At 73.7% G+C, this 13,465-nt stretch carries 13 protein-coding genes; 6 read left to right on the top strand and 7 right to left on the bottom strand.

Going from position 1 to position 13,465, the window contains the following annotated elements; all coding sequences use genetic code 11:
- Window positions 1–17: 17 nt before the first annotated feature.
- A complete protein-coding gene (locus VEW93_02635) occupies window positions 18–824 on the top strand; it encodes an SCO1664 family protein (GenBank protein ID HYI60682.1) in 807 nt (268 codons plus the stop codon).
- A gap of 24 nt (window positions 825–848) precedes the next feature.
- Here VEW93_02635 and VEW93_02630 read toward each other — a convergent pair whose 3' ends face one another.
- Window positions 849–2,327 carry a hypothetical protein gene (locus tag VEW93_02630; GenBank protein ID HYI60681.1) on the bottom strand — a complete coding sequence of 493 codons (1,479 nt, stop codon included), beginning with the start codon at window positions 2,325–2,327 and terminating at the stop codon, window positions 849–851.
- Entirely contained in the window at window positions 2,324–2,884 is a 561-nt protein-coding gene (locus VEW93_02625) for a sigma-70 family RNA polymerase sigma factor (protein HYI60680.1), read from the bottom strand. The genes VEW93_02630 and VEW93_02625 overlap by 4 nt, the downstream gene beginning before the upstream one ends.
- Window positions 2,885–3,065: 181 nt before the next feature.
- Here VEW93_02625 and VEW93_02620 point away from each other — a divergent pair, with 181 nt between their 5' ends.
- Both VEW93_02620 and VEW93_02615 read left to right on the top strand, forming a co-directional pair.
- Window positions 3,066–5,354: an MMPL family transporter gene (locus tag VEW93_02620; GenBank protein ID HYI60679.1), complete on the top strand. Its 2,289-nt coding sequence runs from the start codon at window positions 3,066–3,068 to the stop codon at window positions 5,352–5,354.
- Window positions 5,351–5,986 carry a TetR/AcrR family transcriptional regulator gene (locus tag VEW93_02615; protein HYI60678.1) on the top strand — a complete coding sequence of 212 codons (636 nt, stop codon included), beginning with the start codon at window positions 5,351–5,353 and terminating at the stop codon, window positions 5,984–5,986. The genes VEW93_02620 and VEW93_02615 overlap by 4 nt, the downstream gene beginning before the upstream one ends.
- Here the strand turns inward: VEW93_02615 and VEW93_02610 are convergent.
- The 3 genes from VEW93_02610 to VEW93_02600 all read right to left on the bottom strand — a co-directional run bounded on the left by VEW93_02610 (window position 5,970) and on the right by VEW93_02600 (window position 8,255).
- Entirely contained in the window at window positions 5,970–6,404 is a 435-nt protein-coding gene (locus tag VEW93_02610) for a hypothetical protein (protein HYI60677.1), read from the bottom strand. The two genes, VEW93_02615 and VEW93_02610, sit on opposite strands and share 17 nt — an antisense overlap.
- Window positions 6,405–6,491: 87 nt before the next feature.
- The gene (locus VEW93_02605) at window positions 6,492–7,457 is read right to left on the bottom strand and encodes an electron transfer flavoprotein subunit alpha/FixB family protein (protein HYI60676.1); all 966 of its coding nucleotides are present in this window, start codon (window positions 7,455–7,457) and stop codon (window positions 6,492–6,494) included.
- An 18-nt stretch (window positions 7,458–7,475) separates the two neighbouring features.
- On the bottom strand, window positions 7,476–8,255 hold the full coding sequence (locus VEW93_02600; protein HYI60675.1) for an electron transfer flavoprotein subunit beta/FixA family protein: 780 nt from the start codon (window positions 8,253–8,255) through the stop codon (window positions 7,476–7,478).
- 161 nt (window positions 8,256–8,416) lie between these two features.
- Between VEW93_02600 and VEW93_02595 the strand changes: the two genes are divergently transcribed.
- Both VEW93_02595 and VEW93_02590 read left to right on the top strand, forming a co-directional pair.
- Window positions 8,417–9,364 carry a diacylglycerol kinase family protein gene (locus VEW93_02595; GenBank protein HYI60674.1) on the top strand — a complete coding sequence of 316 codons (948 nt, stop codon included), beginning with the start codon at window positions 8,417–8,419 and terminating at the stop codon, window positions 9,362–9,364.
- An 86-nt stretch (window positions 9,365–9,450) separates the two neighbouring features.
- Window positions 9,451–10,203, top strand: coding sequence for an AIM24 family protein (locus VEW93_02590; protein ID HYI60673.1), 753 nt, complete (start codon window positions 9,451–9,453; stop codon window positions 10,201–10,203).
- 126 nt (window positions 10,204–10,329) lie between these two features.
- Here VEW93_02590 and VEW93_02585 read toward each other — a convergent pair whose 3' ends face one another.
- Entirely contained in the window at window positions 10,330–11,019 is a 690-nt protein-coding gene (locus VEW93_02585) for a glycerophosphodiester phosphodiesterase (GenBank protein ID HYI60672.1), read from the bottom strand.
- A 202-nt stretch (window positions 11,020–11,221) separates the two neighbouring features.
- On the opposite strand from VEW93_02585, the gene VEW93_02580 reads away from it, so the two are divergent.
- A complete protein-coding gene (locus tag VEW93_02580; GenBank protein ID HYI60671.1) occupies window positions 11,222–11,509 on the top strand; it encodes a WhiB family transcriptional regulator in 288 nt (95 codons plus the stop codon).
- 91 nt (window positions 11,510–11,600) lie between these two features.
- Here the strand turns inward: VEW93_02580 and VEW93_02575 are convergent, their stop codons facing one another.
- A complete protein-coding gene (locus tag VEW93_02575; GenBank protein ID HYI60670.1) occupies window positions 11,601–13,286 on the bottom strand; it encodes a histidine kinase dimerization/phosphoacceptor domain -containing protein in 1,686 nt (561 codons plus the stop codon).
- Window positions 13,287–13,465 lie beyond the last annotated feature (179 nt).

Below are 13,465 nucleotides of genomic sequence, written 5' to 3'. Positions count from 1 at the left end.
GGCTGCGCACCGCGCCCGTGGCCCTGCTGGGTCGCATCGTCGAGAGCAGCAACGCCACGTTCCTGGTGTCGGTGGCCGAGGTCGAGGCCGGCGGGGCCGATCCCGATGACGACCCCGGCGACGATCCCGGCCAGCCCCTGGCCGCGGCCGGGGCCGAGGTGCGCGTCGAGGCCGGCGACGATGCCCCCGACCGGAGCCCCCCGGGACGGCGCGACACCTCCGACCTGCCGCCGGGGCTGAAGGCGGTGTACAAGCCCCTGCGGGGTGAGCGGCCGCTGTGGGACTTCCCCGAGGGGCTGTTCCGCCGGGAGGCGGCCGCCTACGAGCTGTCGGCCGCCCTGGGCTGGGACCTGGTCCCGGGCACGGTGGTGCGGGAGGACGCGCCGCTGGGCGTGGGCTCGCTCCAGCGCTTCGTGGAGGCCGACTTCTCCCGGCACTACTTCGTCCTGCGGGACGAAGGGCACCACGACGGCCAGCTGATGCGCATGTGCGCCTTCGATCTCCTGGCCAACAACACCGACCGCAAGGGCGGGCACGTCCTGGTCGACGGCGACGACCACGTCTGGGGCATCGACAACGGCCTGTGCTTCTCCACCGAGGCCCGGCTCCGCACCGTCATCTGGGACTTCGCCGGCCTGCCGGTGCCCGACGACGTCATGGACGGGGTGGCCACGTTGCTGGCCACCGGCCTGCCCGGGCCGGTCGCCGCTCTGCTCCTCGACGACGAGGCCGAGGCCGTGCTGCGCCGGGCCCGGGTGCTGCGCTCGGCCCGGCAGTTCCCCCACGACCCGACGGGCCGCCGGATCCCCTGGCCCCTGATCTGACCAGCGCGCCGGTGTCGGGCGCCCTCAGAGGGGGTTGGCGGCGATGCCCACCACCTGGCCCGCACCGTCGCGCCACACCACCACCGCGGCCCCGATGTCACCGGGGGGTGGGCCGGTCCCGGGCAGGGTGAGCGGGGGGCCGGGCCCGTCGGCGGCCACGCCGGCCGAGTAGCGGTCCCGCCACCCCCGGCCCCGGTCGCGGACGTCGGTGGAGTAGGTGTCGGCCGCGGGAGGCACCCGGGAGCGGTCCCAGGTGGGCGTGGGCACGCCGTCGAGCGTGGCCAGGGCCACCCCTCCCCCGCCCACCTCGACCACCAGCCAGAGGCCGCCGGCCGGCTCCAGGTCCACCCGGACCCGGGCGCCCCCGGGCACGGTGGCCACCACCTCGACGGCGCCGGTGCCGTCGGGACCGGCCGCCTCGGCGGCCACGACCTCGACCCCGGCCCGCTCGGAGACGAACCGGCTGGCCGCCTCCTCCGGCGAGACCACCTGGCCGGGCTGGCCGGGCGCCGAGCTCCAGACGTGGGCCACATCGGGCTCCTCGAACGGCGGGGAGAACGTGGTGGCGGTCTCGCTCTCGTCCTCGAGGTCCGGCTCGGGCGGGAAGGCGATCTCGGAGAGGTCCCGCGGCTCCTGGTCGCCGTCCAGGTGCGACACCCGCAGGACGGCGGGCTGGCCGTCGGGGACCGGGACGTCGACCGTCACCGGCCGCTCGGCCGACCGGGCCGCCGTGCCCAGTGGAGGGCCCCCCGGGCCCGAGGCCGCGCCGTCGAGGTTGGGGGAGCCGGGCACCGGCACCCCGTCGAGGTCGGTGACGTCGACGGCCAACGAGCCGTCGGTCGTGCTCTCCACCGATCCCAGGAGCGCACCGCCCCGGCGAGCGGTGGTGGTGAGGTCGACCCCGCCGCTCAGGGTGGCGACCACGCTCCAGCCGGCGGCGTGGCGGCGCAGGTAGGTGGTGCCCGTGGCGGGGACGGGCGGCGACGTGGGGCGCCCGCCGTCCAGGGACCACGACACCGACGCCCAGCGCGGCCCCTGGACCTCGCCGGGCTCCACCGCCAGGGAGCGCCCGGGACCGGTCCGGAGGCGGGCCGAGAGGTAGGCGGTGGCCACGTCGATGGCCGGCTCGTCGGCGGTCCACAGCGCGGGCACGGAGGCCAGGTCGAGGGCCGGGAGGTCGTCGACCTCGAGCACGCCCACGACCTCGACAGCAGCCGGGTCGCGGCCCTCGGCCATGATCGGCTCGTCGTCGCCGCCCCCCCGTTCGGTCACCAGCACCGCGGCCACCGCCACCACCAGCACCAGGGCCGCGGCCAGGACCGCCAGCCGGGCCGGGGGCGGGCCGTGGCCGGGTCGGGCGGCGGCGCCGGGGGACGGGCGCCGGCCCGCGGGCAGGCCGGGAGCGAGGCCGCCGACCTGCACGTCGGCGGCGCGGCGGCGCAGCATGGCCCGCACCTCGCCCTCCAGCTCGATGTCGGGGCCCGGGCCCGGGGGGGGCGTCATCGTGCGATCTCCCGCCGTAGGAGGTGGAGGCCGCGGTGGATCAGGGTCCGCACCGTGGCCGGGCGGCAGCCCAGGACGGCGGCGATCTGCTCGTCGGGCAGGTCCTCGTAGAAGCGGAGGACGATGGCGGTGCGGCGACGGTCGTCCAGGGTGGCGAGGGCGTCCCACAGCTCGTCGGCCTCCAGCTCGGCCGGGGGCCGGGGCAGGGGGGCGTGGGCCCGCTCGGTGCGGGCCCGGCGGAGCCAGGAGCGGCACCGGTTGACCACCGCGGTGCGCAGGTAGGCCGGGGGGTGGTCGATGTCGTCCCACCGGGGGCGGAGGGCGAGGACGGCGTCGTGGACGAGCTCCTCGGCCACCTGGGGGTCGGAGGTCAGCAGGTAGGCCAGGCGGACCAACGCCAGGCGCTCCTCGACGTAGAGCTCGGCCAGGCCGGAAGGCCAGCCGTCGGGGTTCGTGGCCCCGACGACTGGCTGGTTCCCGCCAGAGCGGCTCCAGGAGGCAGGTCGGCTGTGGTGGCCGGCCTGGGAGGGGGTGGGTTCGTCCTCACGGGCGACCACGAGGCCCCGCCTCCCTTCGCTCATCAACTGTCCAGACGCACGGGGGGCCGGTTCTGTTCCCGACCGGGGTCAATGTCGTCACATCGGGCCGGTGACGCACGTCATCTCGACAGCGCCGCCTCGACCCGGCATGGTTATCAACGTTACGTTATCGATGGTACCTGGAAGCGAGGGCCCCCGCATGCTGACCCGGCTCGCCCACCTCTCCGTCCGCCGCCGCGTCCTGATCCTGGTCCTGGCCGCCGTCGCCTTCGTGGCCGCCGGGGCCGTGGGGGGCGGCGTGGCCGACCACCTCTCGGCCGGGGGCTTCGACGACCCCTCGTCGGAGTCGTCCCGGGCCGAGGACGTCCTGGCCGAGCGGTTCGGCACGGGCTCGCCCAACCTCGTCCTCCTGGTCACCGCCGAGGAGGGCACCACCGTCGACGACGCCACCGTGGCCGCCTCGGCCCAGGCCCTCACCGACCAGCTGGCCGCCGAGCCCGACGTGGACGACGTGGCCTCGTACTGGAGCCTGGGCCGGCCGCCGCCGCTGCGCTCCGAGGCCGCCGACTCCGCCCTGGTGGTGGCCCGCATCGAGGGCGACCAGGACCACGTCGTCACCCGGGCCGGCGAGCTGCGGGAGCGCTTCGGGGGCCGGATCGACGGGGCCACGGTGACCACCGGCGGGTTCGCCGCCGTCTTCGGCGACGTGAACCACACCGTCGAGGAGGACCTGCTGCGGGCCGAGGTCATCGCCCTTCCCATCACCATCATCCTGCTCCTCCTCATCTTCCGGGGCGTGGTGGCCTCGCTGCTGCCCCTGGCCATCGGGGCCCTCTCGGTGGTGGGGACCTTCGTGGTGCTCCGCGGGCTGGCCGAGGCCACCGAGGTGTCGATCTTCGCCCTGAACCTCACCACCGCCATGGGCCTGGGCCTGGCCATCGACTACAGCCTGTTCGTGGTGTCGCGCTACCGGGAGGAGCTGGCCGCCGGGCACGCCCCCCACGACGCCGTGGTGCGCACGGTGCGGACGGCGGGGCGCACGGTGGCCTTCAGCGCCCTCACCGTGGCCGCCTCCCTGTGCGCGCTCCTGGTCTTCCCCCAGGCCTTCCTGCGGTCCTTCGCCTATGCCGGGGTGGCGGTGGCGGCCCTGGCCGGCCTGTGCGCCGTGGTGGTGCTGCCCGCCCTCCTGGCCGTGCTCGGCCATCGGGTCGACGCCCTGGCGCTGGGGCGCCGGGCCGCCCCGCCGGTCGGCGAGGGGGTGTGGCACCGCATCGCCACCGCCGTCATGCGCCGGCCCATCCCCGTCATCACCGTGGTGGTGGTGGGCCTGGTGCTGGTGGGCAGCCCGTTCCGCCACCTCGACCTGGGCCGCCCCGACGACCGGGTCCTGCCCGCCTCGGCCGAGAGCCGGCAGGTCTCCGACGTGCTGCGCGACGACTACGGCTCGCAGGAGGCGGGCGCCCTGTCGGTGGTGGTGCCCGACACGGCGTCGGCCGGTTCGGGCCCGGCGGCCGAGGAGGCCGTGGCCCGCTACGCCACCACCCTGTCCCGCCTGGACGGCGTGGGCCGGGTGGACGCCGGCACCGGTGTGTACATCGACGGGGCCGAGATCCCCGTGGGCCCCGAGGTGACGGCGCGCTTCGCCGGCGAGGGTGGCACCTGGCTGTCGGTGGTGCCCGACGTCGAGCCGGTGTCGGCCGCCGGGGAGCGCCTGGTCGAGCGCATCCGCGCCCTCGACGCCCCGTTCGAGGTGCTGGTGACCGGCGAGCCGGCCCGGATGGTGGACAGCAAGGCCAGCCTGCTCGACCGCCTGCCACTGGCCCTGGGGATCATCGCCCTGGTCACCTTCGCCCTGCTGTTCCTGATGTTCGGCAGCGTGGTGGTGCCGTTGAAGGCACTGGTGCTGAACCTGCTCAGCCTGTCGGCCACCTTCGGGGCCATGGTCTGGGTGTTCCAGGACGGGCACCTGTCCGACGCCCTGGACTTCACCGCCACCGGGACCATCGACGCCACCACGCCCGTGCTCATGTTCTGCATCGCCTTCGGGCTGTCCATGGACTACGAGGTGTTCCTGCTGTCGCGCATCAAGGAGGAGCACGACGCCGGGCGTGACAACAGCTCCGCCGTGGCCGTGGGGCTGGAGCGCACCGGCCGCATCGTCACCGCCGCCGCCCTCCTGATCGCCGTCGTGTTCACCGCCTTCGCCACCTCGCACGTCAGCTTCATCAAGCTCTTCGGCGTGGGCCTGACCCTGGCCGTGCTGATGGACGCCTTCGTCATCCGGGCCACGCTCGTCCCCGCCTTCATGCGCCTGGCCGGCGAGGCCAACTGGTGGGCGCCCGGGCCCCTGCGCCGGTTCCACGCCCGGTTCGGCATCAGCGAGCACGTCGACCTGGACAGGCCCGGGGGGGGCGACGACCTCGGGCCCGGTGACACCGCGGGGGCGGGCGACGACGCCGACCGGCGGGTGGGGGTGGGTCGCCCATGAGCCCGGTGACCCGGGCCCGGTCGCGCCGGGGCCAGGGCGAGCGCCTGCGGGAGGAGATCCTGGAAGCGGCCGAGGGCCTGCTGCTGGCCACCGGCTCCGAGGACGCCGTCTCGATCCGGGCCGTGGCCGATGCCGTGGGCGTGACGCCGCCGTCGATCTACCGGCACTTCGCCGACAAGGACATGCTCCTGCTCGAGGTGTGCCGCCACAGCTTCCAGCGCTTCGACACGGCCCTGGAGGGCGCCCTGGCCGGCATCGTCGACCCGAGGCAGGTCATGCACGCGCTGGGCCGGGCCTACATCCGCTACGCCCTGGACAACCCGGAGCACTACCGGTTGCTGTTCATGGCGCGCTACGAGCTCTCGGCCCAGGAGTACGTCGAGGAGATGGTCACCGAGGGGCGGTCGTTCCACCTCCTCCTGCGGGTGGCCGGCGAGCTGATCGGCACCGGCACCCTGCGGCCCGAGGTGGCCGAGCGGGGCGACCTGCACGTCGGGCTCCTGCTCTGGTCGGCGGTCCACGGGCTGGCCTCGCTGCTCGTCTCCAAGCCCGGCCTCCCGTGGCCCGACCGCGACGCCCTGGTCGACGACCTGCTGGCCATGGCCCTGCGGGGGCTCAGCCTCCCGGCGTGAGGGCCGCCAGCCGTCGGGCGGTCGACTCCACCTCGCCGGGGGGCAGGGCGATCTCCACCACCCGGCGCGGCGACGTGACGGTGATGATCTCGGCCTCGGGCCCGTGGAAGGCCTCGGCCCGGTAGCGCACGCCCCGCACCGCCACCTCCAGGGGCGGCTCCAGGCGGACGGGGGCCTCGCCCCGCCGGGTCACCAGGGCCACCTCGTGGGGGTCGTCGGCCACGAAGTCGGCCCCTCCCCCCTCGGGGCCGGGCAGGCGCAGCCGGCCACCGACCCACTCGCCCCAGCCCCGGGCCGTGGTCCGCCGGGCCCGGCACGGCAGCTCGACGGCCCCGCCCCCGGCCAGGTGGCCCCGCCGGGCCGCGACCTCGCGGCGGGCGCGCCGCCAACGAAGCCGGGAGAGGGATGGGGCGGGCACGCGGGGCCTCGGGGGGCGGGGTCGGGGGATGGGGCGAGCGCGACACGGCCCCGGGCGCACCCGGGGCCGTGTCCGCGGTCGGGGGGCTCAGCGGGCCTGCAGGGCCTCGATGAGCTTGGGCAGCACCTTGTGGACGTCGCCCACGATGCCCAGGTCGGCGACGCCGAAGATCGGGGCCTCTTCGTCCTTGTTGATGGCCACGATGTTCTTGGAGCCCTTCATGCCCACCATGTGCTGGGTGGCGCCCGAGATGCCGGCGGCGATGTAGACCGTCGGCTTCACGACCTTGCCGGTCTGGCCCACCTGGTACGCGTACGGCACCCAGCCGGCGTCGACGATGGCCCGGGAGGCGCCGGGGGCGCCCTTGAGCAGCTTGGCCAGCGTCTCGATCATGTCGAACTTGCCGGCTTCGCCCAGGCCCCGGCCGCCGGCCACGACCACGGCGGCCTCGTCCAGCTTGGGACCGGAGGTCTCCTCCACGTGGCGGTCGAGGACCTTGGCCGCGCCGGCCGCGCCGACGTCGCCCCGGGCCAGCTCGGCCACCTCGGCGGGGCCGCCGGCGGAGGCCTCGGCCACGAACGACTTCGGGCGGAAGAGGGCGATGGCGGGGCTGCCGGCGGCGAAGCGGGTCTTGACGACCTGCGTGCCACCGAAGATCGGGGTGGACACGGCCAGGTTGTCCCCGTCCACCTCGACGTCGGTGTTGTTGGAGATGACCGGCTTGTCCAGCTTCACCGACAGGCGGGCGGCGATGTCGCGGCCGTCGTAGGTGGTGCCGAAGAAGAGGGCGTCGGGGGCGTCGCCGCCCTCGATGGCGGCGGCCAGCGCACCGGCCACGTGAGCGCCCTGGAGCCCGCCCCCGAGGTCACCGGTGGCCAGGACCTTGGTGGCCCCGTGGGCCCCGAGGACCTCGGCCAGGCCGTCGGCGGAGCCGCCGACGAAGGCCTCGACGGTGTCGGCCAGGGCGCGGGCCCTGGTCAGGATCTCGAGGGTGATGGGGGCCACCGTGCCCTCGTTGACCTCGACGTGGACCCAGATCTTGGAGAGTGCCATGAGCGTTCCTTCCGTCCCTCAGATGACCTTCAGGCCGTCGAGGAACTCGACGATCTTGGTGTGGGCGTCGCCCTCGTCGACGATCTTCTCGCCGGCCTCGCGCTCGGGGGCGGCGGTCACGTCCACGATCTCCTGGCCGGCCCCGTCCCACCCCACGGTGGCGGGGTCGATGCCCAGGTCGGCGACGGTGAGGGTGTCGAGGGGCTTGGACTTGGCGGCCATGATCCCCTTGAAGGAGGGGTAACGGGGCTCGACCACGCCGGCCGTCACCGACACCAGGGCCGGCAGCGGCGACTCGCACTCGTCGTAGCCGGCCTCGGTCTGGCGCTGGACCTTGAGGGTGCCGTCGGCCACGTCGACCGACTTGGCGAACCCGATGGACGGCAGGTCCAGGAGGGCGGCGATCTGCTCGGGCACGACGCCCGTGTAGCCGTCGGAGGACTCCACGCCGGCCAGCACCAGGTCGTAGCCGCCGGCCCTGCCGATGGCCGCGGCCAGCACCTTGGCGGTGTCGAGGGCGCCCGCGCCGGCCAGGGTGTCGTCGCTGACCAGGATGGCCTTGGCCGCCCCCATGGCCAGGGCCTGGCGCAGGCCGGAGACCTCGCCGTTGGGGGCCATGGACACCAGGGTGACCTCGCCCTCCCCGGCCTTGTCGACGAGCTGCAGCGCCATCTCGACGCCGTAGGTGTCGGACTCGTCGAGGATGAGCTTCCCGTCCCGCTTCAGGGTGTGATCCGGCTCGAGAGCACCGGGATCAGCGGGGTCCGGGATCTGCTTGACACAGACGACCACGTTCATGGGCAGGGAGTCTGTCGGCTGGTCGACGGTCGGCCAAATCCGGCTCGGAGCTCTCCGAAGCGGCCGGGGGACGCCTCCTCCGGGCCTCCTTCCGGGCCGTCGGGTCGCCGGTCGGGTGCGTCGGGCCCTCGGCCGGGGGGCACCGGTAGGGTCGGGCCGCTGTGCGCATCGTCCTGGTCGTCAACCCCTTCTCCTCCTCGGTCACGGCCCGGGCCCGGGTGGTCATCCGCAAGGCCCTCTCCGCCGACCACGACGTGGAGATGGTCGAGACGCAGCGCCGCGACCACGCCACCCACCTGGCCAAGGGGGCGGCCGCCGAAGGGGCGGAGGTGGTGGTGGTGCTGGGCGGCGACGGCACCCTCAACGAGGCGGCCAACGGCCTGGCCGGCACGGCCACCGCCCTGGCCGCCCTGCCGGGCGGCTCGACCAACGTCTTCGCCCGCACCATCGGCCTGACCAACGACCCCATCGAGGCCACCGGCGAGCTGCTCGACGCCCTGGCCGCCCGGTCCATCCGCCGCATCGGCCTGGGCTCGCTCAACGGCCGCTACTTCCTGTTCCACACCGGGCTGGGCTTCGACGCCGCGGTGATCGAGCAGGTGGAGCGGCGGCCCCAGCTCAAGCGCTACCTGGGCCACCCCCTGTTCGTGTACTCGGCCTTCAGCACCTGGTTCCGGCACTTCGACCGCAGCCACCCCCGCTTCCGGGTGTGCTTCCCCCACGGGCCCGAGCCCGAGCGCACCGTGGAGGACGGCTCCTTCGCCGTCATCTTGAACACCAACCCCTACACGTACCTGGGGAACCGGCCCCTGGACATCGCCCCCACCGCCACCCTGGACTCGCCGCTGGTGGTCATCACCATCCGGTCCATGCGCATCGACACCATCCTGCGGGTGGCCGGGGCGGCCCTTCAGGGCGGGGGGCGGGTGGGCCGGATCGGCGCCGTCGACGAGCGCCGGGGCGTGACCGCGGTGGACGTGGTGGGCCACGGCCCGTTCCCCTACCAGATGGACGGCGACCACCTGGGTGACGCCGAGACGCTCACCATCCGCCACCGGCCCGACGTGCTCGATGTCGTCCTCCCGCTCCCCCGGCCCCGGCCCGAGTAGCAGCAGCGCGATCGGGGACCCGACCCCCGACGATCTCGGGTCGCTACCCCTTCCGGCTGTGGGCGACGGTGCGTAGTGTGCGCGCCATGAAGAGCGACATCTTTTCCAACACCGAGTCGACCCAGACCGACGCGTTCACCCTCCAGAACTCCAAGATGCTGAAGGTCCGACTCGGGCTGGACGGCAACCCGCCGGAGATGCTGGCCCGCCAGGGCGCCATGGTGGCCTACCAGGGGCAGGCCCAGTTCGACTACCAGGGGGCCGGCGGCCTCGGGAAGATGCTCAAGCAGAAGCTCACCGGCGAGGGGGTGGCCACCATGCGGGTGAGCGGCCAGGCCGAGGTGTTCTTCGCCGACCAGGCCTCGGACATCCACCTGATCCTGCTGGAGGGCGACGCCATCTCCATCAACGGGCGCAACGTCCTGGCCTACCAGTCGACCCTGGAGGCCGATGTCCACTTCGTGGGGGGCGGCGGCATGGCGGCCGGTGGCCTGTTCAACACCATCATCCAGGGACACGGCTGGATCGCGGTGACCTCCAAGGGCAGCCCGGTGGTGCTCTCCACCGACTCCCCCACCTTCGTGGACTCCAACGCCGTGGTGGCCTGGTCGGCCAACCTCCAGACCTCGGTCGCCTCGTCGTTCAAGCTGGGCAACCTGATCGGCCGGGGCAGCGGCGAGGCCCTGCAGATCGGCTTCCAGGGCCAGGGCTGGGTCATCGTCCAGCCCTCGGAGTTCGACCTGGCCACCATGAACCAGGGCGGCCAGAACACCGGCCCGGCCGGCGGGGCGGCCGGCGGCGGCATTGGCGGCGGCCTGGGGGGCCTCCTCGGCCGCTGACCTCATCGCCCAACCGAGCACGAAGGCGCCGGGACGTCGGGCACTTTCATGCCGGGTTGTCGACCCCCGCCGCACCGAGCACGAAAGTGTCGGGATGTCGGGCACGCTCGTGCCCGGGTCGGGGGGTCAGGACAGGGCGGCGAGGGCGATGTCGGGCACGTTGGTGACGATGCCGTCGATGCCCCAGCCGGCGAAGCGCGCCATCAGCTCGGGGTCGTCGACGGTCCAGGTGTTGACCACCACCCCCTGGGCGTGGGCGGCGGCGATGAGCTCCTCGGTGACCCAGCCGTACCAGGGGTGCAGGGCCCGGTGGCCGTGGGCCACGGCCTCGGCCAGGGCGGTGGCCCCGTCGACCTGGGCGTGCAGGAAGGCGGTGGCCAGCCCGGGGGCCCGCTCCCGGACCCGGTCGATGGAGGGGCGGTGGAACGACGACACCAGGTAGCGGTCGGGCCGGCCCCGGCGGGCCAGCTCGGCCACCACGGCCTCGGTCACCGCCTCGCCCGGGTCGAAGTCGGCGTCCTCGGGCCAGTTCTTGACCTCGACGTTGACCACCAGGCCGCCGCAGGCGTCCAGGGCCTCGGCCAGGGTGGGCACGTGGGGAGGCAGCTGGGGCCGCTCCAGCTCGACGATGACCCGGCCGTCGTCCAGCGTGTCGTCGTGGTGGACCACGATCACCCCGTCGGCGGTGCGGCGGGCGTCCAGCTCGACGGCGTCGGCGCCCAACGGCCCGGCGGCGGCGAAGGCAGCCACCGTGTTCTCCCGGTGAGCGACTGAGGCCCCACGGTGGGCGATGATGGTGGGACGCTCAGTGGCCACGTGCCCCCTCCGGACCGACGGATGTCACGTCGCTAGCCGATGCGCCGGTCATGGAGCAAAAAAGTGCTTGCCGCAGCTAGCAAGGAGGGGTAGCCTCCCCCGGTACCCGCCGCCGCGCACACCGTCTTTCTTCGCGGGTGCGACGCATGTGAAGGGAGTCACGAGACCTCCCTCACCGACCCTTGGAGGTCCCCTCGTGGCCTTGAGCCCCAGCCACCTGCTGTCCCTGACCGTCGCCTCGGCCGAATGGCGCCGCGACGCCGCCTGCCAGGACACCGATCCGGACCTCTTCTTCCCGGTGGGCACCACCGGCCCGGCCATCGAGCAGATCGAGAACGCCAAGGCCGTGTGCCGGGCCTGCTCGGCCCAGACCCTGTGCCTCGAGTACGCCCTCGACACCAACCAGGACTCCGGCATCTGGGGCGGCACCTCCGAGGACGAGCGTCGCCAGCTCCGCAAGCAGGCCCAGCGGGCCCGCCAGACGGCCTGACCCCGCCGGGCCCCGGCCCGGCACCGCCACCGCCACACCCGCACTGTCGCCCGGGGCACCCCCTCCCCGGGCGTCGTCGCGTCCGGGCCCCTCAGCCCGAGTGCTCGGCGTCGAGCGGGATGCGGAGCTCGACCTCGGTGCCGGGCCCGCCGTCGAGGGGCTCGAACATGTCGATGGTGCCGTTCAGGTCCGAGGTCACCAGGGCCCGCACGATGGAGAGGCCCAGCCCCGTGGCCGTCTCGACCGAGAACCCCTCCGACAGGCCGACCCCGTCGTCGATGACCCGGGCGACGAGCTGCTGGCCGTCGTTCTCCATCTCGATCCGCACCTGCCCGACGGGCCGCTCGGCGTCGTCGTCGGTGCCGTCCCCCTCCGCCCCGCCCGCCTGGCCGTCGTGGTCGGAGCGGTCCGGCGCCGAGGGGAAGGCGTGGTCCATGGTGTTCTGCAACAGCTCGTTCAGCACCACGGCCATGGGCGTGGCCACCAGGGCGGGGAGGATGCCGGGGTCGCCGTGCACGCTGAAGCGCACCTCCCGGTCGGGCGAGGTCAGGCTCTCCTCCACCATGCGCACCAGGGGCCGCAACACCTCGATGAACGGGATGTCCTCGCCCGCCTCCCGGGCCAGGATGTCGTGCACCAGGGCGATCGAGGAGATGCGCCGCACCGACTCGCCGATGGCCCCCTTGGCCTCGGCCGAGGACAGGCGGCGGCCCTGCAGGCGCAGCAGCGACGAGATGGTCTGCAGGTTGTTCTTCACCCGGTGGTGGATCTCGCGGAACAGCACCTCGTTCTGGGCCACGGCCTCGGAGAGCCTCGCCATCGTCGCCTCGCGCCGGCGAATCTCGCGGGCGATCTGGATCGAGCCGAGCAGCAGCGCCAGGGCGATCGGGCCGAGCAGCGCCAAGACGATCAAGGTCGAGTTGAGGATGCCGGCGTACACTGTGTCCCGGGAGATCGAGGCGAGGGCGATGAGGTTCAGCGCGGGGATGTGGCGGAAGCCGACGACGCGCGCCACGCCATCGGCGGGAGAGCTGTCCGACCAGTAGGTGCCGCTGTCGGCGGCAGCGGCGCTCACAAAGCCCGGCTGCGTTCCGACGTTGAGCGGGCCGGTGAGCGCGGGATAGCGCGCTACCACGGCGCCGCTGCGCTCGATGAGGCTGATGGTCGAATCCTGGCCCAGATCCTGCGCCGTCCAATGCCGCTCGAGGAAAGCGGTGTCGATGGCCAGCACCACGGCGCCGGCCGGTCCGTCGCCGTCGGGGCGCTCGATGCGCTTGGCAAGGATGATTCCGGGCGTCTGGCGCCCGGCCAGCGGCTGGGCGGTGATGGTCCACTCGGTGGCGCCGGCGAGGTTGGTGAAGAAGCGCGCCGCCGCGATGGACTGCGGCAGCATGAACGGGGTGCCGAAGCGGACGTCGCCGTTGGCGTCGTAATAAGCGAGCTCGACGTCGGCCGGGAGGGTCTTGAGCAACTGGTCGAGTTCGGGCTTGTCGGCGGTGGTGATCTGCGCCGGGTTGCGCAGCGCGTCGGTCGACAGATGCGTGATCAGAGTGAGCGCGCCGCCCACCAGCCACTGCGCCTCCTCGGCGAGGAGGTCGGCGCTCGCCTGCGCCTCGCGCTCGGCGCGCGGGCCGGCGCTGGCATAGGCCTGCCAGACCAAGAGGCCAAAGATGGCGAAGATGACGATGACCAGCCCGGTACAGGCGGCGACGACGACGGCGGCGGCGTCCCAGCTCTTGGCGCCGGGCGCGCGCGTCGCCAGGGCAGGATCAGTCACAGCGTTCAGGCCTGGCCACCAGTGTTGGAGGTCAGCATTTCATCGATGATCCGCAAGAGGTGGCGTTCCTGGTAGGGCTTGGCGATGAAGCGGGCGGTGCTGGGCAGCCGAATGGACGCCAGGTCGACTTTGCCCGACATGACGATGAGATGGATTGGCGGCCATTTGTTGCGAACATA

Source organism: Acidimicrobiales bacterium (genome assembly GCA_035630295.1).
Classification (GTDB): domain Bacteria; phylum Actinomycetota; class Acidimicrobiia; order Acidimicrobiales; family Iamiaceae; genus Iamia.
This window is presented reverse-complemented; position numbering and strand designations above follow the sequence as displayed.